The organism is Aquimarina discodermiae (genome assembly GCF_040786235.1).
Lineage (GTDB): Bacteria > Bacteroidota > Bacteroidia > Flavobacteriales > Flavobacteriaceae > Aquimarina.
Genome location: NZ_JBFMKP010000004.1, coordinates 126,472 through 150,711, shown reverse-complemented (window position 1 = coordinate 150,711; position 24,240 = coordinate 126,472). Strand labels below are relative to the sequence as shown.

Sequence of the window (24,240 nt, the reverse complement as noted above, 5' to 3'; positions counted from 1 at the left end):
AATCCCTTTTGTTATAGGGGTTGTTGTTTGTTTTTACTTTTGTTTGTTAAAGTTTTGATACTTATCTGAAGAAATAGATTTATTTTAGTATCCTACTTTGGGTTTGAAATTATAAGTTTTATGAATAAAGTATTCTTAATTAGTATTTGTTGGTTTTTCTCGTTCTATTTTTCTTTTGCCCAGGAAGAAAAAATTGAAGTAAATAAAGATGCAGAAATTGATGCCCTTTACAGAGAGGATCAATTCTATGCAGGAGTAACTTTTAATTTACTTCTCAACAAACCGGCAGATATTAGTCAGTCTGGGTTTTCTGGAGGATTGCATTTGGGGTTTATAAGAGATATGCCTATTAATAAGAATCGTGATCTGGCAATAGGGTTGGGGTTAGGGTATTCATTAAACATTTATATACAAGATATGTTTATAGGAGAAGAAGAGGATACCCAGAAAAGTATATTTAGTTCGTTAAATGATGTGGCTTATGATTCGAATAAGTTTTCTACGCATTTGGTAGAAGCTCCTCTTGAATTTCGATGGAGGACATCAACCTCAGAGACTCATAAGTTTTATAGAATATATACTGGTGTTAAAGTGGGGTATCTATATGCTTTTAGGTCAAACTTTAAACAACCCGATAATCAAGTGCGTCAAAAAACTGTAGATGGCTTAAATCGCTGGCGTATTGGAACTACATTTACATTTGGTTGGAATACCTTTAATTTTCATTTCTATTACAGTTTAAACACATTGTTCGATGATACAGCAAGGATAAATAATGAATCAGTTGGGCTTAATACTGCAAAAATTGGATTAATGTTTTATATTTTATAGCCATAAATTGGCAAGGGTAATTTGAGGAAGAATACCAATAACACATCCGATGATAAGCTCTTTGGTAGTGTGTGCTTTGCAATAAAGACGAGATGTAGCTACCAAGCCATTAAGTGTCATTAATACGGCGATTAAAAGCGTTAAATTTAATCCGAAATGGATACTAAGTGTAATTGCAAAAATAGTAATAGCACTTATGCCTATCATATGAAGACTCGCTTTAATACTAAAAAGAACCATAAATATGGCGCTTAAGAGAGAAAATAATGCGCCAAGAAAGAAAAAATATAAAGCAGGGAAATGGTATATGTCTATTACCATTTTGATTACTATAATAAGAATAATAGATTGAAGTAATAGGGGAATCTTACGTTGCTTGACATTTTCTATGTGTATAGAGGATACTAGCCCCAGGTTTTTAAGTAAAAAGTATAGTATGATTGGAATAATAATCGTGATGATCACCAAAACAAAAAGTTTACTTATTATAATTTCATCTGGAATAAATCTTGGAGCTACGATAAAATAAATCAATGCGCCAAGAATAGGCATCAATAATGGATGGATAATATATGAAACACTTCTAAGGAAAAAATTCATTAAATCTTTTTTCGTAATCTTGCAACAGGAATATCCAATTGCTCTCTATATTTAGCTACTGTTCTTCGGGCAATAGGATACCCTTTTTCTTTTAAGATAGAAGCAAGCTTTTCATCTGTCAATGGTTTTTTCTTATCTTCTTCTCCGATAGTAATTTCTAATATTTTTTTGATTTCGCGGGTAGAAACTTCTTCTCCCTGATCATTTGTCATTGATTCAGAAAAGAACTCTTTGATAAGCTTAGTTCCATAAGGAGTGTCTACATACTTGCTATTTGCAACCCTGGAGACCGTACTAACATCCATATTAATTTCATCTGCAATGTCTTTTAGAATCATGGGTTTAAGGTTTCGTTCATCTCCACTCAAAAAATAACCTTTTTGATAGTGCATTATTGCACTCATAGTAACGAAAAGAGTTTGTTGTCGTTGTTTAACGGCTTCGATAAACCATTTTGCAGCGTCCAACTTTTGTTTTATAAAAAGTACGGCATCTTTTTGTGTTTTGGATTTCTCTTTACTAGCCTTGTAGCCATGAAGCATGTTGTTGTATTCTCTAGAAACATGTAACTCGGGAGCATTACGCCCATTAAGTGTTAATTCTAATTCCCCATCTATAATCCTAATGGTAAAATCAGGAACAACATGTTCTATCATACGGTTATTTCCGGCATAGGCACCCCCTGGTTTAGGGTTTAGATTTTCAATTTCATCGATGGCCTCTTTTAGGTCGTTTTCGGTAATATCAAACTTTGCTAAAAGTTTGTCATAGTGCTTTTTGCTAAAATGATCAAATGCTTTTTTTAGTATTTCTGAAGCTAGTTTTATCGGAATGGTGATTTCTTTTCTGTCCAGTTGAATCCAAAGACATTCTTGTAAGTTACGTGCTCCAACTCCTGCTGGATCCAATTGATGTACAATTTGTAAAACACTTTCAATTTTTTCTTCGGTTGTGTATACATTCTGAGTAAATGCCAAATCATCCAAAATGTCTGGTAAAGAGCGCCTAATGTATCCGCTTTCATCAATGCTGCCAACAAGAAACTCTGCAATTTCTCTTTCTTCTTCATTCAGGCGATAAGTATTTAGCTGGTTGATTAAGTGTTGATGAAATGAAGTTCCAGAAGCATAAGGAACACTTTTTTCATCATCATCACTACTATAATTATTAGTACTTAATCTATAACTAGGGATTTCATCATCACTTAGGTATTCATCAACGTTGATTTCGGCCTCAATTTTTTCTGTACCATAATCATCATCAGCAGCATTCTCATTACTAAAAGTATCTTCATAGTCATCTGCCTTTTCTTTACCACTATCCAGAGCAGGGTTTTCTTCCATTTCTTGTTTCAATCGTTGCTCGAATGCTTGCGTAGGAAGTTGGATAAGCTTCATGAGCTGAATCTGCTGCGGTGAGAGCTTCTGAGAAAGTTTAAAATTTAATTGTTGTTTAAGCATAAAAAGTGGTAATATTCTTGTATTCACAAAAATAACAAAAAACACTGTTTTTGAGATAGTATAAGATGTTTAGTTTATAAACAATTAGGTTCAATTTGTTTTTTTTTGACATTATCAACTAAACGACCTAAATGAAGTTATCATATATTACCGATATAATTAATTTTATAGAAATAGATTAAGGTACAAATAGTTTATTTTTAATAGCATAAATGACTAATCCTGTCCTGTTTTTTAGGTTTAATTTTTCGAATATAGAATCTCTATAGCCTTCAACTGTTTTAGGACTTAAACACATTTCACTAGCGATTTCTTTATAGGTTTTTTCTGTACAAGCATATTTGATGAATTCTATTTCTCTGTTTTTAAGAACAACAGCATCTTCTTTCTTGGGATTGAGAGAGTCTAGTAATAAATTAGTGACATCTTTGGTGTGGTAGTATCCTGTTTCTTGTACTTGAATCAAAGCGTTTTCTAAAATGCTTTTTTCGGTATCTTTTAATAAATATCCTTTGGCTCCAGAACGAAGCATTTTTAAAATTGTGTGCTCATCTTCTTCAACAGAAAGTGCCAATACTTTTACGTCTGGATACTCTTCTTTTAATGCTGCTGTTGTTTCGATACCATTCATGATGGGCATGTTGATATCCATAAGAACGATATCTGGGATATTTTTGGGATCCTTAAATCGGGTAAGTAATTCTTTTCCGTTTTTACAGATATATAAGACTTTAAATTTTGCAAACCCATTTACTAGTCCAGACAAAGCCTGAGATAGTAAAATATGATCTTCTACAATTACTACAGAGTATTTCATGATTTGTTATTTACGTGTCGTCGTTCATTATAATAAAGGGGGATTTACAAAATTAAACAACTTTATGATCTAATATGAGTGCATTTTCTTTTTTATAATAATAGGTTAATATGATGGCGGTTCCTTTTCCTTTTTCAGAAGTTAGTTGGATGTCTGCCTCAATTAGTTTTCCTCTATTTTGCATGTTAGACAAACCAATACCTTTTTTTGTTGATTGTTGGTTTGTGCTATCAAAACCAATACCATCATCTTTGGCTTGTATTACTAGTTTTTCTTTGTCATAACTTACGGTTACGTCAAGTGCCGAAGCTTTAGAATGTTTGATTGTATTCGTAAAAAATTCTTGTAATATTCTAAAAATTATAATTTCTGCCTTATCGTCTAATTCTTCTACTTCTTCATTTGCAGTTATTGATGCCTGAATAAATTGCATACGATTAAAACGTTCTATTTCTAATCTAATGGCTTCTGTTAAACTGAGTTTCTTTATAACATCTGGATTAATCAATTTTGACAATGACCTTAGCTCTGTTAAGCTTTTGGTTATGGTTTCTGTAACTTCAGCCAATTTTTCGGGATCATCCTGAGCAATATTTACTTGTATCTTGGCGAGAGTAAGCAATTGACCGATATTGTCATGTAATTCCCAGCTAATATTGCGTAAAGTCTCTTCTCGTATCTCGATTTGAGTTTCTGCAATAGCTTTTTCAAATTTTTTCTCTGCTTCTTTTTGTTGTAAGAGTAGATTATTCTTCTTTTTTTGGAATATTAAAAAGAGAATAATCATTAATACAATGATAAAAACAAGTACAATGCTAGCTATTAATATGGCTGTTTCTTGTCGCTCCATATAAAGCCTATAATATAACAAATATTCTGAATTATAATCAATATATAGATGATAGAAAACAAAACATTGAATGAAATGTTGGCATAATAATCAATCACTACTCGTAATGGAATGCTTCCCACATAAAAAATTAAAAGTCCGATGCTAATCCAAAATAACAGATTTCTTTTTACGTTAAGGACTTTTTGGCTGTTTAAGATTTCATAGAAATAAAAGAAAATACCTAGAATTATACCAAAAGCTCCTACAAAAAATGATATGGATTGGTACCCAAATAATGCATTAAGTGTAAAACAACAAACTATAAAAACAACTGTATAAAAAATAGAATACAATGTCATTATTTTTTTTCTAAGCGTACCTTTTAGTACTTTTTTGTACAAATAGAATATAAAAAGAAAATTGTAAACAAAGAATAAGTTAAAAATAATTCCATTATTAATTTGTTGAAAGAACTCTCGCATTATATAACCAGAATATTCGCATAGTACGCATATCCATAAGTACCATAAAAAATATTTTAGAACAGAGTTTTTATACTTGTAATAATAAATAGTTGCAAAAATAGCAGAAGCAAGCTCCATGAATAGGGTCGAAAAATCCCTAAGGAATATTAAATATTGATCACTGGCCATTCTTATCGTTTATTGAAAACTCTTTAGGGATTTCCTGCCCATATTCAAGTTGTTTTTCTACTTGATGCAACTAAATTATAATAGTTACCTCTGTTTTTATTGCATACCTGGTGGTGGTGGGCTATGCTGACCTCCTTGACCAGTCTGACTGTCCCTTCCATAATATGCTGTGTTAAAGTTTAGAAAGGATAATATAGATGCTTCATTCTGGTATTGTCCTTGTTGATTAGCCTGGCCCTTACCTTTTCTCTTATCTTTTACATCAATAATATCTTTCAAGAATGTTACGCCTACTTCATCGCCTTGCCTTTCTATTGCATAAGCAAGATCAGCTCTTACTCCGTTAATTACTGTATCTATGGTTGGGTTGTAAAATAGCATTTGCTTACCTCTTTTTTCAGGAATGGTATCATTAGGATATTTCCCAAAATAGAAACGCAATCCTGAAATTCTAACGTTTGCTTCTGAAGCATTTTTCTCGATATAAGCTAGGTAATTTTTTATTTCCTGATAATCAAAAAGGATGGCTCTGGTAGGTTCGAAATTAGGAACATCAGTTTCAAGAGAATCAATTAGCATCACCCGGTCTTCATATCTATTGTACAGATCTTCTACCTGATCCAGGCTTATTATTTCTTCAGGGTCTCCATTGGCTGGATATTCTCCTTGGTCTACAATAACCTCTGGTCCTTGACATTTACCGACTAAAAACGCCAGAATTGCGGTTATGATAATGACGATGGGGTATCCGATTAAGTTAGTTTTTCTATCCATTTTTTAAGCTTTTAAAATGTTTGCGCTATTCTGTTGATAACCAGAATAAAAATTAGTTAGTTGCTCAACTCATTTCAAATGGGAATATTTTTGAGTTTTTGATACAAGTCGAGTAGGTTTATCAGTATTAAAAATACTATTATTCTATTGTTTTAAAAAAGTAATTTAAAGATTTGTTAAAAAGAAAAGGAGTGAACCCCTTAATTACGGGGGTGTTTTGTTGATTTATGGTGAGGTTGTGGGTGTTTTATATTGTTAAAAAAGGGGGTAAAACCCCCTTGTTAAAAAAGTGAATCAACTCTTTTTTTATAAAACAAGTTCCATTTTGATGTTACTTCTTTTATAAGGGGGAGTGTCTTCTAGTGGGATTTCTATAAAACCATATTTTTGATAAATATGGATGGCACTCTCTAAGATTTTATTAGAGTATAATATCAATTTTTTCCATCCTTGGTCTTTAGACAATTCGACGCAAAATTGTAAAAGCTGTTGTCCAATTCGATGTCCCTGAAATTGTGGTGATACTGCCATCTTTCCTAACTCATAGACGCCTTCTTCTACTTTGATAAGTGAAAATGTTCCTGCAATTTCAGATCCTACTTTAGCAAAAAATATATGTCCTCCCTTATTAATGATTAGCTCCTCACATTGCTCGAGTAAAGCTGCATCATGAGGTTCTGTTTCAAAAAATTTCTCTAACCATTCGATATTAAGAGAAGCAAAGTCTTTTGCATATCTGGGTTCAAAAGGTATAATTGTAGTTTTCATCTGTTTATACTATTGTTTTGTGAGATGAAACTCGCCGAATAATCATTTTTGGATGTATTAAAAACTTTATTATAGCTTGTTTCATTCTTTCATTTGATCTACATCGTATTTTTCTAATATTCTTTGACTTAAAGATTTTTCTTTTAGTTGGTTCTCTATGTGTGTAAGATGTCGTGTTAGACTTGTCGCACTTCCCTCGGTTAACCATTTTACCTGCTCATCGATTACATTCCATAAGGGCAGCATTTTTTGATGAATTTCTCTTCCGGTTGAAGAAAGTTTAAAGATTTTTTTTCGTTTATCGACTTTGTCGATTTTGTACGTAACCAGCTTTTTTGCTATTAATTTTTTTAATGCCTGAGTGATTGCAGGTTGGGTGTATTGCAAGGCTTCCTGGATGTTTGTCGTAGTTGCTGATTCTAGATCAATAATTACTTTAAAAATAGGGAATAAGTATGGATCGAAATCTATATGAGAGTTTGCATATACTAATTGTATCTCTTTCATCATGTACTCACTAAGACGCTTTAATCGAGACCCCAATCCTAGTTCTCCGTATTGTTGTAATTTATCTTTCATAAGTATTTATATAAGTACTTATGCAAATGTATTAAAAAAAAATAAACCCTAAAATTCTGAATGACTTGAATTGTTTAGGGTTTTATTTATATTACTTTTCTAAACCTTTTTTGAGTACCTCTTGAATTCCTGCCAGGTGATCACTAAACTGCATCATCTGGGCCAAAACTTGAGCCATTTCATTTTTATCACCAAAACCTTTTAGTTTATTGTTTTTTGCAAAAGTTTCTTTAATAGCATTCCAACGGTCGATTTCGTCTTTTGTAATGCTGTTGGTAAGTTCTTTGTATTTAAGCAGGTTGGCTTCTGCTGCACTGGTCAGGGTTTGTGATTCGTTTTCATAATGAGACAATAGCAAGGTCTGTAATTCTTTTTGATTCATAATAGGGACTACTTTGGCGACTAGTTTGCTCATATCTCGGTACGAACCTTGTAGTTTAAACGAAGGTTCTGTTCTATACGAATCTTCCATTGCTGCAGATTTAATATAGGTTTCATTGACCATAAGTACCGTGTTTCTAATTGTAACTACTTTTTCTAACACCGCTAGATAATCCTGAATTTCTTGTTTTGTGTGGTTTCCTTTAAGTTCGATACCATCCCTTGTTCCTGTTTCTACCATTTCTATTAAGCTATATATATCCTCAAAATGTGAACTGCTTAATTGATGTAAAACAGGGTTGGCCGTCATTGCATTTTCTACCAAGCTAAGTTTAAATAAATCTGCAGTATCCCCTATAATATCTCCCAAATTATAGATATCTGCTCGGTTTGCTAACATATCTGGAATCTGAAATTTTTCACCACTTTCTGTATAAGGGTTTCCGGCCATAATTACACAGAATTTTTTGCTTCTTAGGTCATAGGTTTTTGGGTTTCCGTTATAAACACCTTCAATTTTTCTGGTTCCGTCTGATAGTGAAATGAATTTCTGAAGAAACTCTGGATTGCAATGTTGTATATCATCAAGATACAACATTACATTGTTCCCCATTTCAAAAGCCAGGTTTAGCTTTTTTAACTCTTCTCTGGCAGCAGAGTTATTTGCGGCCATTGGATCGACAGAAGTTACTTCATGCCCAATCGCGGGACCATTGATTTTCATAAAGACCAACCCAAGGCGATTGGCCATATATTCCATAAGAGTTGTTTTACCATAGCCAGGAGGGGATATGAGTAATAACATTCCCATACGATCGGTACGTTTATTAGCTCCTACACTACCTAATTGTTTAGCCAGGTTATCTCCAAAAAGAGGAAGATAGACCTGATCAATTAATTTGTTCCTTACAAATGAAGAAAGTACTCGTGGTTTAAACTCTTCTAACTTAAGAGTTTCTTTTAAGTCTTCTGTAACCAAATGTTTGGCTTGACGATATGCTTCGAAGGCAGGAACTTCAGTTTTTGTAAAATGATTTAATTTTGAAATGAAATCATGATAATTGAAGCTAAATTCACCCTCTGTAATTGTTTGATGACTACCATTTAATCCTGTTATGGTTTGAGAAGGTGTAACATGAATTATTTCTGATGTTACCTCATTTTTAAATAATAGTATAGCAATGATTTCATGAATATAGTCTATCTGCTGCGGTTGGTATACTTTTATGTACGAAGTAACCCATTGTAAGGAAAGGTTAATTTTGTCTTGCCACGTTGAAGAATCCTTTAAGTTGAGATCTAATTCGAGTGATTTTCTAAGTTCTGTATATGCTTTTTTCTTTTTTACTTCTTTAATAAATGCTTCGGTAAGTTCATGCGCCATTTGACTAATGCAAAAAGTGTCATCACTTTGTAATTCGGTAAAAAGATACGTTGCAATATGATTGAAGAATTCTTTTGTAAGATTAAGTTTGTCTATACTTTTGTGAGAATTGTTATGAGATACTTCGACAGGTGCTGTAGTATAATATTCAGGAATTAAACTCTTTATAAGAATAGAATTTGAAATCTCATGGGCTAAATCGGAAATAACATTCTCATACTCGATGCTATTAGGAAAAATCTCAAGAACTTTTCCTGAAGCTTTTATAGTCTCGTTCCAATAGGTTTGTTTTTCTGAATTTAATTGGTGCCAGAAATATTGTGCAAATGCTCGTGTATTAGGTGTGAAACGCAGTAATCCTAAGTCATAAGTTTTGTTTACCAAAACTTTTAGAATTTTAACAGCATCTATATCGTGTACGCCTTTTACGTATCCCTCGGTATAATTTTTACTGCTTTCAGATTTAACAAGTTCAAGCAGCTGTTCTTCATTCATAGCCGAAAGGTCTTTATAGTCGTTGATATTTTGCTTAATTGAATACTTATTAAATATTTTATAAGCTAAGTATGCAGAACGATAGACTTCTCGGTTTTCAGAAATTAATTCCTGATCCCAGTACTTTTTAGACTTTAGTAATGTTTCATTAGTGATTTCCTGGTAAAAATCGGTTCCTGTTAAATGATAAGCTAATGCATTATTTTTATATACAATAGTAAGATCCAGAGGCTGTTTGTTAACGCCAAACTTATGTTTGCCTAGTTTAATAATGTTTTCTCCATCTTCATATAAATCCTGTTTGTCTTTTAGTTTTCTTGTGGCGTCTTCTTTGGCAACTTTCACCGCTGTTTCTATGGCTTCTGCTTTGCCTGCATCATCCAGTTCTTTAAGTTGTATAACAATATCATGCAGTTTGTTGATCATTAGATCAGATGCAAAATATCCATTGATATCTATAACGGTGCTAAAACTTAATGCTTTTTTTGCAACTCCCTTTAGAATTCGATTGGCAGCCTTTTCTAGGGCAATAGCTTTTTTATTTCGACTTTCGATCAGGCTATTTTTTCGACCTTCGAAAGCGTTGTATACTTCTTCGCGTTTTTCGATTATCAGGGTGATAAATTCTTCAAAATCTGCAAACCTACCTTCCAGATCTTCAAGCTGAACAGAAACCTTATTAAGCAGCTCGTCTGTCTTTTCTGGGGTGTTGGCAATATCCAGGTAGTTAATAATACTTTGGTCAACCAATTTGATCTGCGCAGCAAACTCTGCTGTAGCTTCTTTACTGCCTAAAGATTTGATTTTATTCTTGATTCCCGCTTTGAGTTGGTTGATCGTGGCAAAAATCAATGAGATATTATCAATAATTTTGGTAGAGTGTGAAGTGTCTTCTATCTGTAGGTTAGAAACGATATCGATAAGCATTTCTAAGTCTGTAGCGACTTGGTTTACTTCTCCTTCAAGTTTTTTGGCCTCGATTACTTTTTTGATCGTGTCGAGATCTTTTTCTTTTTCTTTAATACGATCGTGATAGGGGAGTAGTGCTTTGTCATCCAGTAAAAATTGAACACAATGTTGTGAAATTTTTTCAGTTTGCGTTACAATACTAGCCTCCAAATTTTCAATAAAAGTGCTATCTACATAGCGTATGTCATTAAGCCCAATGACTTCACCTCTCAAGGATCGAAGCTGAGATAAAACAGTTACAAAATCATCAATAGATCTAAAAGAACTGCTTTTGATTTTTCCAAAAATAGCTTCGGCTTTTTCTTGTGTCTCTTTGGTACTGTTGGCAGCAGTTTTTCTGAGCTGAACTACTTTTTCGAATTCATCAATAGCTGCATTAGCCGCATTATTAATTTCTTCTAAGGGAATGTCTAAACGGTATGTGTCTTCTTCTCTAATCCAGTAATAACTATCTATAACGTCATTAGAGAATTTTGCCAAATCATCATATAAACCGTCATAATTATCTTCTTTATTAAGAAGGGTAATGAGTGCATTGCATTCTGCCATTGCCTTTACAATATCCTTATTACCTATTTTGTATATAAGCGTCTCGATATGTTCTGATGGCAAAATATTTCCTTTCATAAAAGGAGTTTGCCATATCTGGATCACGTGGTGCTTAGTTTGTTCATCTTCGGTTTTGAAGTAGCATAATTCGCCATTCTGTAAAATTGTAAAACCATTACAGATAATAGGCGTTTTTACCTCTTGTTCGATAACATTATATGACATCAAGGTGTATAGCCCTTTTTCGCTAGCATAAAAGACATATAAAAAATCTTCTCCGTTGGGCGAACTGATCTTTTCTTGAAATTTGACATCAGAAACCTCATTGGTAAAAAGTTTATGTTCACCAGATTGAAGGTAATACCCGTTTGGGTAAATGATTCCCTGATCATCGGGAAGCAAGATGCACGCGTCTTTAATACATTCGATTTTCTTTACCTCCTGCATTTTATGATTGTACACAAAATATCTTGGAGACTCTTGAAAAGGTTTAATTTCGAGCGCTATTAGGTTTCCGATATCGGCAAAACGATATTGACCATCATCTAGTGTTTGATCGATATGTGTTACCGGTTCATCCAGAATTCCTTTTCCTTCATCAGTATTATCTTCAATTTTAATAGTTAGGTCACCACCAATGGTTTCTACAAAAACTTTATCGAGAATAGAAATATGAGGATGCGTCCCATAACGGTGCATATCACGTGTAACTTCTGTCCAATTAAATTCGTATTGTGACGGAAACTTGAACTCGTGCTCACTACGATTATCTACATAGGTTAATTGTCCCTCGTTGATTAACCACTTAAATGTTTTGATGTCAGAAACACTTTTGCTAAGCTGAAAAACCATATGCAGGTAGTTACCAACAATGGCAAATTTAGAGAATATCGTATTGCGATAATACTTATAAAGATTCGTGAAATCGTTTATAAACGTAGCATCGTTAATAAGATCTAGTGGCTTTACAGAAAAATGATCATTGGTATAGGTATAGATGCTAAAAACATCGGCAAGTTGTATTTCTGTACGTAATCCAAAGTGCACATTGTAACCAAATAAGCAGTATTCGCCAATGGTAACAATATCACGTGCAATACAATTGTTTTCGGTATTGATGCGATTGTTAGCTATAAGTTTGGTTTCTACACTACCAAAAACTTCTTTACGGGCATCGTTTAATTGAACCAATCGTTTTTGTAGTTCACCCTTATGTTTTTGTAAACGATTTTGGATGATTTCGTAAGTACCTCCTTCTAATTGAGTATGTTGGTTGGTATTCGTTTCTTCCATAGTTTTTTACTCTAATTTTTATTCAGAGTTATTTTAAAGTTCCCCTCCTCTCTGAGGAGGGAAGAATTTGTCAAAGATAAATTCAGGGTGGTGTGTGATCCCCAACCACCTCTTTCTTCCGTTTTACGGAATTCATTCTCCTCCTTCAAAAGGAGGAGAGCATTTAGATAATAGCATAAATCATTATTCCGATAACTCCAGTTATAATCAATAAAGAAACGATCAGTCTCTTTCTAAAAAGGAGTTTTCTCTCTTTTCGTAATTTATCTCTAATCTCCTGTAATCTTTCTTCAGAAATTGGCTCTACTTTGATGCCTTTACTTTCTTTGTCTGTTTTACCAGTGATATGACTAAAAGCTTCTCTGCTTTTTTTTCTGCTATTATTCCGTAATGAATGAATAGCTTGCATCATTGCTCCTTCTCCTCCCATATTAAACCGTATTAAAAGTTAAACAATTCCCATCCTAAGCCTCCTCAGGATGAGAAGACTTTTATGGGTTTAAAAATGTGTTTATGAGTTGATTCATAAATGAATTGCGGTTTTTAACCACCTCTTTTCTTCCGCTTTGCGGAATTCATTCTCCTCCTTTTAAAAGGAGGAGAGTTTTTGGTTGTGTTTTTAATATTTTAGTTCAGTTTTTTGTCAGATAACCCTAACCCTTTTGCAAGGTTAAACAGGTTGGTGAATAGATCATTTTCTGAAGGATCTGTAGTTTTCTGTTTCAAATCCATTAGGATATTGGCTATTGTCAAGTTTTTAATATCTTCAGAAGAGATTCCGTATTGAGTAGCAAATTCTTTTATTTTCCCTAAAAGATTACCTTTTACATCATCACTTCCTAGAATAGCATCTTTTACATCCTGAATATTATCAGAGTGTTTTACTAATCGATCAATTCCTTTGGCTTTTGTAATCTGACCTACAATTTGATCAAAGAACATAGTTTCACCACCTACGATATCAATATTAGCAGCTTTTAGTGCTTCTCCAATTACATCTGCCTGCGCATAAGCAATTTCTTTTTGAATATTAACATGTGCTAAGTCTACTTGTAATTCTTTATCTAATCGTAATTTAAACTCTTCATGTTCTTTACCTACACCATCTAGTTTTTTCATTGCTTCTGCCTTCTCTTCGATTCCGGCTGCTTCTGCTAATGCTATTTCTTTATCACCAATAGCTTTGGCAAGTGCTTTTTCTTTATCACCAGTGGCTTCTGCTAACGCTTTTTCTTTGATTACTTCTGCCTCTGCAATTCCTTCTTCTTTTACGGCTTCTGCTTTAGCAAGTATTCCAGCTGCTTCTGCTTTTGCCTTTTTCTCTATGATAGTTGCCTCTACCAAACCTTCTCGTTCGTGAGCATCTGCTTTTGCATGCATTACTTGAGCTTCAGACATACCAATAGTTGCTTCTTCTTTGGCAGTAGCTTCTGCTAATGTTTTACGAGCTTCTGCTTCTTTTTCGCTAGCTTCTTTTTGTGCTTGTGCTTCGATATTAATTTCTTCTGCTTTTTGCTTGGCAGCTTCTTTTTGTGCTTCTGCTGCTTTGATGGTTGTGATTAATGCTTCTTGCGCATTTGCTTCGGCAATGGTAATTTTTACTTGTTTCTCACGATCGGCAGTTTTAAAAGCTTCGATGTCCTTCATGTTTTCTTGCTCTTCTACCACACCTTTTTCTAAGGTTACACGATCACGAATCACATCCTGAATATTCTTTTTCTCGACTTCTACTACTTTTTCTTTTTCTATTTGAGCAAGGGTAACAATACGTTCACGCTCTGTAGCCTCTAGCATTCTGTCTTTCTCTACTCTTTCTGTTTCTACAACATCGGTTCGTTGTTTGTTTTTGGCCGCTACTATGATCTGGCGCTCCATATTTTCTTCGGCCACCTTTACTTTTTCTTCTGTAGAAATACGGGCAGATTCAGATTTTAGTCTTTCTTCTTCTGATACCTTTAGGATTTCTGCTTCTTCACGAGCTTTGATATTAGCAATCTCACGTCTCTGTTGCTCTTCTTTTTCTGCTAATTGCTTATCAAGCTCTAGGATAGCTTCACGAGCTTCAACATCTTGTTTACGAATCACCTTTTCTTCATCACGTTTGATCAAGTTAGATTTCATGTTTTGCGCGGCGGTTAATTCTGTAATCTTTTTAATACCTTCTGCATCCAAAATATTATCTGATTTTAGGAATGAAACCGGTGTTTGTTCTAAATAATCGATAGCACAATCCTCTAGTGTATATCCATTTAGGTCAGTTCCAATGATATCTACAATCTCGTCTCTAAACTCTCTTCGAGCTTCATAAAGTTCTGTGAAATCAAACTTTTTTCCTACGGTTTTAAGTGCTTCTGAAAATTTAGCTTCGAATAAGTCTTCAAGTGTTGTAATATGTGATGCTCTTTCACAACCGATAGTTTGAGCAACTTTTTTGATATAGTCTACTTCACTATTTACTCTTACGAAGAAAGCAACTTTGATATCTGCTCGCATATTATCTTTACAAACAAGACCGTCGTTCCCTAATCGTTCTATTTGAATTTTCTTTACCGATATGTCCATAATTTCAACTTTGTGAAATACAGGAACAACATACAGTCCTTTGTCTGTTGCTACTTTGGTTCCTTTGAAACCTGTTCGAACAAGTGCTTGTCCTTGAGGGATTTTTTTGTAGAACATTGCGATAATCGCAAAGTATACGATGATAAGGAATAATATGAGTCCAATGCCTATTCCAATAAAAGGTAAAATGTTTTCCATGGTTGTCTTAGTTAATTTGTTCGTTGTATGATTGTACTAAATAATAATTTTTGTCTTCTGATTGTTTTATAATCAGTATTTGCTCGTGATAATTTATTTGTTCTCCGTTTAGCGATTTTACGTATATAGATAATGGGTTTGAGTCTGCGATAACTTCTGCAGATCCCATTTTGTCGCCAGAAATAGTGGATTGTAATGTGCCTTTTCTTCCTAATAAATCAATGGGTTCATCTCCATCTTTATTAAGGTTTTTAAAGAAACTTTTAAAAGGAGTTGTAAATATTTTTGTTAGTATCAAAGACGGAATAATCGCCGCTAGAAAAACTAGAAACCCTATGCTATGATCATATGTAGATGTTAAGGTAGTAACAATAGTTGTACATAACCACCATATAAAAATCCAACATGTAAACGTAAACATAAAGGGTAATCCTACAAAATTGAAGTAGATCAATAATATTTGCCACCATTTTAATGGCTTTCTTCTTTGTATGATATCTTCTTTGTTGACTTCTGTATTGGCGATATCTTCAAAGTCTAAATTTCCACCTTCGATATTGGTGTCGGTATCTACATCGATATCAGAATCAACATCAATATCTATGTCTACATCAAGATCAAAATCTATTCCCGAGATCATCGTGAATAACCAATATATGATTAATAAGATCATAAGTAAGGTTAATACAATGTTTACTTCTGAAAATGCTATGTCTATGAGTTCTTTCAATGGTTAGTGTGTTAAAATTGTAATGTTAGACTTTTAGTTATCCCTTTTTTCAAAATCTTCGTTGTTCATAATACTTATTCGTCTTATCGCCAGATAAAGTAAGATGACAAAAATAGCTACCCAAAACAGTATAATTATGAATGTTTTCATGATTTTTGGTTATTTAAATTTTACTGCAGTACCATAGGCTAATATTTCTGAAGCCCCCTGCATAACCATTGATGTCGTGAGTCGCACATTTATGACCCCATCTGCCCCTATTTTTTTTGCATCATTAATCATCCGTTGCATTGCCTGCTCTCTAGAGTGCGCTTGTAGCTTGGTATATTCTTCGATTTCACCACCTACAATATTTTTAAGCCCAGCAAAGACATCACGCCCAATATTTCGTGCTCTAACGGTGCTGCCTCTTGCGATTCCTAATACTACTTCAATTTCTTTGTTCGGTATGGTATCTGTTGTTGAAACTATCATAACATATTGGTTTTATAAACCTATAGTTCTTAATCTAAAGGTTTGGTTTACTCTTCTTTGTCTTTCATGCCTAATTGTTCTTTTAATTTGGCAAGATCATCTTCTGCATTGGCTTCTGTGGTATTAATAGCTTTGTCCAATTCTTCGTCTATAGATTTTGAAGTATTGGCAATGTCTCCATAGGCTTCTGCAAGTGCTTCTTCCTGATTGACTTTGTCCTTCATTCGTTCTAACATAGATACTGTGCTAGAGCTATCAATTTCTGCCATTTGTTTATTTACATTTTTGGTAGCAGTAGAAACTTTAACGCGTGCTTTCAGCGTTTTTAACTCGTTTTCCCACTTACTAATATTTTGTTTGATTTCTTGTACGCTTTTTTCGAGTTGCGCTACAGATTTATCAAACTTTTCGGTTTCATCTTTGCTTCGAGAAACATGCTGTTGTGATTCTTCCTTTTTAATAAGGGCTTCTTTGGCAAGTCGATCTGCCTCTGTCGTATCCATATCTCCATTTTGCGCTTTTTTGAGAATCAACATTGCTTTTTGCTGATAATCTTCTGCTTTAGAAATATATTCCTCGGTTTCATTTTTAGACCGTATAGCCATAGCTTTTACCTGTGCTAATGCTTCTAAACTTTTTTCGAGATCAGCTTTCATGTCTCTAATTCCTTGTTCGGTCATTTTTATGGGATCTTCCATCTTGTCTATTGCCGAATGTGCTTCTGCTTTACCAATCTTAAATAATCTTTTAAAAAAATTCATAGTATTAATATTTTGAAAAATTTATAATTTGATCTGAATATTCACTTAACAACAATCCCAGAGAGTTTAAAGACCCTTCTAGTTCGTTAAGATCCAGATGTTCTATTTGAAGTGTGTCACGAAAGATTACTTTTTCTCCAGATTCGTCCAGGACAAATGCACCATGTACAATATCCCTATTCTTTTGTAATAAGTTTCTATAGATGACCTCGTTTTTGTTTTTTATATTAAATATATGTTGCTCCATGATTAAAATCGGAGGCGCTACCCCAAGGATCATATTTTTGATCCCTTCATTTTCCTTGCTAATCATAATGATGCCCTCTCCTTTATTTTCGTGAATAACGTTGTAGTTAAGCTGAAGTAAGTAGTCTTTTACAAGTTGAAAGTGGTTTTGCATGTGCGATGGTTTATTAGATAGATAATTAGTAATGTATTTCGGTTTAAATGACTTGATCAATATTACAAAAAGCAACACAATTTTTGAGCTAATTCAATAGCTAAATTTGCCAGTGATATGATGACTGTAACCATGGGTATAATGATTTAAAGGTTCATAAATTGCTAAAAATCTTAGTAAATGTTTTTTTAACTTAAGAAAATGGGGAAGCGTTAAAAAGTATTTCTACTAAAATTAGCATTTCTCAAAAGTATTAGCTAATATTGTTAGTGTAAAAGTACAATAAATTTTTATAATTGCAAATAAAATTAGCAAAAATGTCATTTTTTGGAAAAAATATAAAAAAGATACGAGGAGTAAAATCGTTAAGTCAACAAGCATTTGCAGAGCTTTTTGACCTCAAACGAGGGACCTTAGGCGCTTATGAAGAGGGTAGAAGTGAACCTAAAATAGAAACATTAATTAAAATTGCTAACTATTTTAGCATATCGATAGATCATTTGCTAACCAGCGAACTTACCGTAAATCAACTTTTAAAGTTTAAGGGAGATCTTACCACTTATGCAGAAGACCTAAAAAAAGAACAGTTTGCCATTGTACCTTGTGTTACAGAAAATTTGGTAAATGATTATGTGACTTTATATAATAAAGAAGGATATAGCAAAGAATTGCCCACACTGCAATTGCCAATTAATCCCACCAAAGAATTTAGAGGGTATACCGTTAGTAATTTAGAAATGACCTCTCATGATAAAGGTTTTTACCCAAAAGATATTGTTATAGGAGAAAAAGTACCTCCTACAGTGATAAAAAAATTAAACAACGGAACTTTGGTTTTTGCAATAGTAGAGGATAAAATAATTTTTAGACGGCTTTATGTAACCAAAGGAAATGCGGTGTTAAGAGCAGATCATAAAAATATAGAGGATGAAGAATATCCTTTATCAGACATTAAAGAACTTTGGAGAGTGCGTTATGTTTTCTGTAAACGAATACCAGAGTTTGGAGATCATGTAGAGGATAAATTACTAATGATCGAACAAGAACTGCTAAAAATGAAGGATAGATTAACCAAATGAGGAAATGGGTTTTTTTGGAAATAGATATTGATAAAGGTCATATGCCTTTCTTACTTTTAATAATTTAACTTTTATATAATATACGTATAACTATTTGATTGTTCGTTGTTAATTGTGTTTTTGTGGTTTCTGCATAGTATTTATGAACGTCTACTGTAATGTAAGTTACATGCCTTATTTTATCTTAGGTCATAATAAACCAAACTTTAATACACATAGAATGAAAACGATTTTAGACCTAAAAGGAGTTAAAACTCTTAGTAAAGATGAGCAAACAGGTATCAATGGAGCGGCTGTTATACGTGGATGCACTCAAAGAGGAAGTCAATGCTGTGTTAACACAGGAGACCCCAGAGGGGTGTTTTGTGATGCAGGACGTTGCACCAGATGGGGATGTGTTTGGTATTAATGATTACCACTCCAAAGCATTTAAAGCGAAACTTTCTCAAGTTTCGCTTTTTTATGGTATAATTATTTTAAATGTAATATAGTGGTATATTGATTACAAATAATCGAACGTATCACAAATTGTATGCAACTTACTTCAGTATTTATCTAGATCATATAGCTAATAACCTTAAGTCTGTTTCGATTTAAAAAAGTATTTCTTTGATTGTTTACGTTGGTTTATTAAAAAAAAATTCTTTCGAGCATCGTATTAAATTATAAAATCAATGCCATATAAGGTTTTACAATTGCAAATTTATGTTAAATAGATTTTAGTTATTTATTGATTGTAACAATCAATTTAAGTTATAGATTTTCTTTTTAATATAGAGTATCTTTAAGGAAAGGATTCTATTCAAGTTAATTACTTATAACTAGAAACATATTTTTTTAAATCGTATGATTTTGTATTTTAAGATAAAATGTAATCTTAGAATAAGAACATGAGTAAAGATTTAGGTGAAACTTCGACAGAAACCTTACTAGAGACTTTCGAATACTAGAATTTAACCACTTAATATAAATCTAACCCATGGAAAATATTTTTAACGCTATTCGTAACAGAAAATTAGAAGAGGTAAAGGCTGTTTTGAAAACAAATCCAGAATTGATAAATGCTAAAGATGCTCTTGGATCAACCCCATTGTTATTGGCAACGTATTACGGACTGTACGATATTACCGAATATATACTTAGTTATCCGCAGGATGTTAATGTAAAAGATAATTTTGGAAACACAGCCTTAATGGGAGTGAGTTTTAAAGGAGATTATGATATTGCAAAGTTACTTATAGATCATGGAGCTGATGTAAATCAAAAAAATGTAAATGATGCTACGTCATTAATTTTTGCAGCTACCTATGGTCAAACACAGATAATTGAATTATTAGTTCAAAACGGAGCAAATATCTTTGTAAAAGACAAACAAGGATATACTGCAGAAATGCATGCTAAAAATAGAGGATTAGAAATTCCAAAATTAATTAAACTTGTGTCGTGAATACAGACAACTATATAGAAAGTATTAAATCTGTTACCATTAGATCTATTGAGATAAAAAAAAGGTTACTTATGTCTAGCTCTAAGGTAATGATCTTTGAATCTTTTCTAAAAGAAAACATAGGAAATGAAGTGTTAGTGGTAAACACGAATATTGGTATGGAAGTATATTACTATTCCAAGAATAATTATAGTAGATTTATTAGAGAAAGCGTGCTTTTGTATACTATTAAGAATGTGAACCCACTAAAATTAAAGTTTAGGGATAATTTGACAAGAAAAGAAGTGTATCAGAGCTTTTGTGAAGCGTTAATCACTTTTTCGCAATATCCACAATTGTTTTTGGCGTATGCTAAGAAGTTTATCTACCTAAAAAAGGAACATGACTCAAGTAAGTTTGTAATGCCAGTTTTGGACAGTTTTTTTGAAGAAGTTTTGGCATTTCTGGTTGAAACGGGGAAAATTCCTCATTATGAAAAAGTAAAAAGCGCAAAGTTTAAATCTCAGATATTGGATATAGATAACACGGTAATAAAGGATTTGATTTCTGAGATATTGTTAAAGAAACATTACAACTAATAGGTTCTATTCTTCATTTTTTGGTATAATTATAAATCAAGTTTTTAGACAAAATGCTCATTAATTCTTTTAAATGCTGTTTTGTTGGTTTTTGTAATTTTTGTAGCTTTTTTCTCTGATTTTATGTTGTAAAAACGTTAAATTTTTGCCATAGCATATATTTTATACGTCAAAATACAGGCGTTTTGAGCGCTTCGTAATAATATTGTGGTTTTACCATATCTATTTTTTGAAAACACTTAGTATCTTTATAATGAATTGATAGCTAGTCACTTCTATTATTAAGGTATAGCAGATTCGTCAAAATGGGAATAATCTTCAGAAATCCCCGGAAGAATGTTTAACATTACTTTAAGAACGTGATAGTTTAACCAAATTAAACTGTTCAGCTTAAAACTAATACTTCTAAGTACCCCCCATGAAGTACTTTTATATACTGAAATTGATGAAACATGCTAGAACCTTAATCTCTCTTCTATAACCTATAGATAAGATCCTAAGATTTTCTACATGACGGTCAATCGAATGCTAATCATTGATTATTAAATGATGCAATCGAGACCATGCATTACTAACATGATTTATTACAATAATGATTTTATATCTGACCTTGAAATAAGGTTGGGCTGTGATTCTACACACAAGAATCTAACGAATTATTGAACGGGCTTACATCGATTAAAACTTACTTTATTATTAAGAATTGATAGTGCTTTCTTAGGAAAGGGATCAATACAGATGCTAAAATTTTTCTATAGGATTGATTGAATCCTTGAGAGAAAAGGGCTTTACTAAGACGTGTTGTCTACTTTGACAGAGTTCTCGTCTTTACTTTTAAAATTTCTTGAATAAAATATTTTTTTCTAATGAGACCAATCCTACTATTTATATTTACTTTCTTTTTTTTATCCTGCGAAAAACCAGAAGAAGATGATACACTTGAAATGGAGCAGATATTTGTAGAAAACCCAGAAAGAATAATAAAGGTCAATATATTTTATATAGAGTCTCAAAAGTCATCTAAGCAATCTTCTTACAGCCTTGATGAAGCTGATTATATACACTATTTAAACGGTTACTATTTTCATAGATTAGGAATAGGGTTAGAGCTAGAAAAATCCAGTAGTATCGTAAACGATGATCTTTATGACCTAAGAGATAATAGAGGAGGAGAGCCTAGTACTTTTTTAATGCAATCAAAAAAAACATACGATAAAGACAAACTCAATATTTATATTATTAAAAGATCTAATATCTATGGAATCGCAGGAATAGGAAGAGATAAAAGAGTGCTGATAACAGATCACCATTTATATACTTCTAGCAGTCCACATGAGATTGGTCATGCATTAGGTCTGTTTCATAATGATGAAGATGGAAACATCATGAATTGTGGAGTAGTTAATAAAGATGAAAGAAGATTTTTTAACAATACACAACAAGAAAAAATGAAGAAACAAATAGACAACATCAATTTTAACAATGAACGCGGTTAGTTCTTTATAACGCAATTTACTATTTGGGATAGGTGATAGATAACAGCATATTTGAAATGGATGATGGTGTTTCAAATAGCTGTTATCTAATTGCTAAATAGTACGCTAATTAAAATTCTGCGTTAAGTGGTGTTCTAGGGTAAGGAATTACATCTCTAATATTACCCATACCGGTAACAAAAAGCACAAGGCGTTCAAAACCAAGTCCAAAACCACTATGAGTGCAAGTTCCAAAACGACGTGTGTCCAGATACCACCATAATTCTTCTTCGGGGATATTTAGAGCGGCCATTTTTTCTTTTAATACATCTAGGCGTTCCTCTCTTTGAGACCCTCCTACGATTTCTCCAATTCCCGGAAACAAGATATCCATTGCTCGAACCGTTTTACCATCATCATTTAGACGCATATAAAAAGATTTAATATCTGCAGGATAATCAAACAAAATAACAGGGCATTTAAAATGTTTTTCTACAAGAAAACGTTCGTGCTCACTTTGTAAATCTGCACCCCATCCATCGATAGGAAATTTGAATTTTTTCTTTTTATTTGGCTTAGAATTCTTTAGAATCTCGATCGCTTCTGTGTAACTTACTCTCTTAAAATTGTTTTCTAAAACAAACTTTAGCTTATCACGAAGTAACATTTCTGCTCGTTCTGCCTGTGGTTTTTGCTTATCTTCTTGTATTAGACGATTTTCTAAAAACTCAAGATCATCTTTGCAGTTTTCAAGTATATAGGTGATAACGTATTTGATAAAATCCTCGGCAAGATCCATATTACCGTCAAGATCACAAAATGCAACCTCTGGCTCTACCATCCAAAATTCTGCAAGGTGTCGAGATGTATTTGAGTTTTCTGCCCTAAAAGTAGGTCCAAAAGTATAGACTTGCCCTAAGCCCATCGCATATGTTTCGGCTTCTAATTGACCAGAAACGGTTAAGTTGGTTTCTCCGCCAAAAAAATCTTGTTTGTGATCTACATTTCCATTTTCATCTTTAGGAATGTTATTGAGATCTAAATTGGTTACTTTAAAGGCCTCTCCTGCACCCTCTGCATCACTTTTTGTAATAACAGGAGTATGAACATAATAAAAGTTGTTTTTCTGAAAATATTCATGAATGGCAAAAGATAATTTTGAGCGAACTCTCATGATAGCTCCAAAAGTATTGGTTCGCACTCTAAGATGTGCTTGCTCTCTTAGTTTTTCAAGGGAATGTCTTTTGGGAGAAAGGATAGTCAATTTTAATTCTTCAGGGTCTGCCTCTCCTTCAATCTCTATAGATGATACTTGAATCTCTACACGTTGTCCTTTACCTTGGCTTTCAATCAAAGTTCCATTTACTGTAATTGCGGCGCCAACATTTATTCGGTTTTGAATATTAGAATCAATAGTGTTATCCTCAATAACACATTGTATATTATTAATTGTTGATCCGTCATTTATAGCAATAAAGCGATCATTTCTAAAAGAACGAACCCAACCTTTGATCATTACAGGTTGTAATAGTTTATCACTTTGTAGTACTTCTATTACCTTAGTATGTTGCATTGTAAGTTTATTTTCTAAATAGTATTTTCCTTCGATTTACATGTAAGTATAACAGATATAATTGTGCCTGTCTAAGACCATGTAAATTTTTTGAAGTAGCAAAGATAATTTTTTAATCTGATTGAAGCATAGTCTATTGAATTCAAAAAGGAATCTTATAAGAAATATTATAAGTATAACGGATTAATATAACCTACTGATAGTTTTAAAAAGATGATATCTGACGTTTTCCTAAGTCTCAATTTTACGCAAAAACCGTAATTTGATGTGTTTTGAAGCCTAAACGTTGTTATTTGCTGATTTTTTCAAAAAAAGTTATGCGTTCATAATATTTCGCAAAACATTGATTTATAGTATTTTGTGTTGTTTTTGTGGTAGTGTGATATGGTTAAATAATGTTAAAATTGCGTGTTTTTTTAAGAAAAGGGGACTTTTCCCCCCGTTTTGGTATTTCATAATATTAAAACGGGCTGTATCTTGCATATGCAATTATGACGATTGTGTTTACGTTAAGTTTAGTTCGATAGGTTTTGGGGTAATCTATCTTACAAAGGCCCTGCCAGATTCTGGTGGGGCTT

Annotated in this window: 21 protein-coding genes; 6 read left to right on the top strand and 15 right to left on the bottom strand. The window is 32.9% G+C overall.

The features are described from left to right. The first annotated feature begins 120 nt into the window (after positions 1 to 120). The gene (locus ABW636_RS03730; RefSeq protein WP_367588607.1) at positions 121 to 831 is read left to right on the top strand and encodes a porin family protein; all 711 of its coding nucleotides are present in this window, start codon (positions 121 to 123) and stop codon (positions 829 to 831) included. On the opposite strand, the gene ABW636_RS03725 is transcribed toward ABW636_RS03730, so the two are convergent. From ABW636_RS03725 to ABW636_RS03660, 14 genes are all read right to left on the bottom strand, one after another. Next, a complete protein-coding gene (locus ABW636_RS03725) occupies positions 826 to 1,431 on the bottom strand; it encodes a hypothetical protein (RefSeq protein ID WP_367588606.1) in 606 nt (201 codons plus the stop codon). The genes ABW636_RS03730 and ABW636_RS03725 overlap by 6 nt on opposite strands. Further along, on the bottom strand, positions 1,431 to 2,891 hold the full coding sequence (gene rpoN, locus ABW636_RS03720) for an RNA polymerase factor sigma-54 (RefSeq protein WP_367588605.1): 1,461 nt from the start codon (positions 2,889 to 2,891) through the stop codon (positions 1,431 to 1,433). Before rpoN ends, ABW636_RS03725 begins: the two co-directional genes overlap by 1 nt. 178 nt (positions 2,892 to 3,069) lie before the next feature. Beyond that, positions 3,070 to 3,711, bottom strand: a complete 642-nt coding sequence (locus ABW636_RS03715) for a response regulator (RefSeq protein WP_367588659.1) — start codon at positions 3,709 to 3,711, stop codon at positions 3,070 to 3,072. 49 nt (positions 3,712 to 3,760) lie between these two features. Continuing rightward, a complete protein-coding gene (locus tag ABW636_RS03710; RefSeq protein ID WP_367588604.1) occupies positions 3,761 to 4,558 on the bottom strand; it encodes a sensor histidine kinase in 798 nt (265 codons plus the stop codon). 731 nt (positions 4,559 to 5,289) lie between these two features. Beyond that, positions 5,290 to 5,967, bottom strand: coding sequence for a hypothetical protein (locus tag ABW636_RS03705; RefSeq protein ID WP_367588603.1), 678 nt, complete (start codon positions 5,965 to 5,967; stop codon positions 5,290 to 5,292). Between the two features lie 306 nt (positions 5,968 to 6,273). Beyond that, the gene (locus ABW636_RS03700; protein WP_367588602.1) at positions 6,274 to 6,735 is read right to left on the bottom strand and encodes a GNAT family N-acetyltransferase; all 462 of its coding nucleotides are present in this window, start codon (positions 6,733 to 6,735) and stop codon (positions 6,274 to 6,276) included. Positions 6,736 to 6,816: 81 nt separating this feature from the next. Then, positions 6,817 to 7,314 carry a MarR family winged helix-turn-helix transcriptional regulator gene (locus ABW636_RS03695; protein WP_367588601.1) on the bottom strand — a complete coding sequence of 166 codons (498 nt, stop codon included), beginning with the start codon at positions 7,312 to 7,314 and terminating at the stop codon, positions 6,817 to 6,819. A gap of 91 nt (positions 7,315 to 7,405) precedes the next feature. Further along, positions 7,406 to 12,385, bottom strand: a complete 4,980-nt coding sequence (locus ABW636_RS03690; protein ID WP_367588600.1) for a DNA repair ATPase — start codon at positions 12,383 to 12,385, stop codon at positions 7,406 to 7,408. A gap of 163 nt (positions 12,386 to 12,548) precedes the next feature. Then, a complete protein-coding gene (locus ABW636_RS03685) occupies positions 12,549 to 12,815 on the bottom strand; it encodes a hypothetical protein (RefSeq protein ID WP_367588599.1) in 267 nt (88 codons plus the stop codon). Positions 12,816 to 13,012: 197 nt separating this feature from the next. After that, positions 13,013 to 15,145 (bottom strand): flotillin family protein, encoded by a 2,133-nt coding sequence (locus ABW636_RS03680; RefSeq protein ID WP_367588598.1) that lies wholly within the window; start codon positions 15,143 to 15,145, stop codon positions 13,013 to 13,015. Positions 15,146 to 15,152: 7 nt separating this feature from the next. Then, entirely contained in the window at positions 15,153 to 15,818 is a 666-nt protein-coding gene (locus tag ABW636_RS03675; RefSeq protein WP_367588658.1) for a hypothetical protein, read from the bottom strand. A 216-nt stretch (positions 15,819 to 16,034) separates the two neighbouring features. Further along, positions 16,035 to 16,349: a YbjQ family protein gene (locus tag ABW636_RS03670; protein ID WP_367588597.1), complete on the bottom strand. Its 315-nt coding sequence runs from the start codon at positions 16,347 to 16,349 to the stop codon at positions 16,035 to 16,037. A gap of 47 nt (positions 16,350 to 16,396) precedes the next feature. Then, positions 16,397 to 17,110, bottom strand: coding sequence for a PspA/IM30 family protein (locus ABW636_RS03665; protein WP_367588596.1), 714 nt, complete (start codon positions 17,108 to 17,110; stop codon positions 16,397 to 16,399). Between the two features lie 4 nt (positions 17,111 to 17,114). Continuing rightward, positions 17,115 to 17,510 (bottom strand): type III secretion system chaperone family protein, encoded by a 396-nt coding sequence (locus ABW636_RS03660; protein WP_367588595.1) that lies wholly within the window; start codon positions 17,508 to 17,510, stop codon positions 17,115 to 17,117. Between the two features lie 317 nt (positions 17,511 to 17,827). Between ABW636_RS03660 and ABW636_RS03655 the strand changes: the two genes are divergently transcribed. The 5 genes from ABW636_RS03655 to ABW636_RS03635 all read left to right on the top strand — a co-directional run bounded on the left by ABW636_RS03655 (position 17,828) and on the right by ABW636_RS03635 (position 22,110). Then, positions 17,828 to 18,589 carry a helix-turn-helix domain-containing protein gene (locus ABW636_RS03655; protein WP_367588594.1) on the top strand — a complete coding sequence of 254 codons (762 nt, stop codon included), beginning with the start codon at positions 17,828 to 17,830 and terminating at the stop codon, positions 18,587 to 18,589. A gap of 220 nt (positions 18,590 to 18,809) precedes the next feature. Next, a complete protein-coding gene (locus tag ABW636_RS03650; RefSeq protein ID WP_367588593.1) occupies positions 18,810 to 18,998 on the top strand; it encodes a hypothetical protein in 189 nt (62 codons plus the stop codon). Positions 18,999 to 19,568: 570 nt separating this feature from the next. Beyond that, on the top strand, positions 19,569 to 20,036 hold the full coding sequence (locus ABW636_RS03645; protein ID WP_367588592.1) for an ankyrin repeat domain-containing protein: 468 nt from the start codon (positions 19,569 to 19,571) through the stop codon (positions 20,034 to 20,036). Next, positions 20,033 to 20,614 carry a hypothetical protein gene (locus tag ABW636_RS03640; RefSeq protein WP_367588591.1) on the top strand — a complete coding sequence of 194 codons (582 nt, stop codon included), beginning with the start codon at positions 20,033 to 20,035 and terminating at the stop codon, positions 20,612 to 20,614. The genes ABW636_RS03645 and ABW636_RS03640 overlap by 4 nt, the downstream gene beginning before the upstream one ends. An 866-nt stretch (positions 20,615 to 21,480) precedes the next feature. Then, entirely contained in the window at positions 21,481 to 22,110 is a 630-nt protein-coding gene (locus ABW636_RS03635; protein WP_367588590.1) for a hypothetical protein, read from the top strand. Positions 22,111 to 22,219: 109 nt separating this feature from the next. Here the strand turns inward: ABW636_RS03635 and asnS are convergent, their stop codons facing one another. Further along, positions 22,220 to 23,662, bottom strand: coding sequence for an asparagine--tRNA ligase (asnS, locus tag ABW636_RS03630; RefSeq protein WP_367588589.1), 1,443 nt, complete (start codon positions 23,660 to 23,662; stop codon positions 22,220 to 22,222). Positions 23,663 to 24,240: the final 578 nt, after the last annotated feature.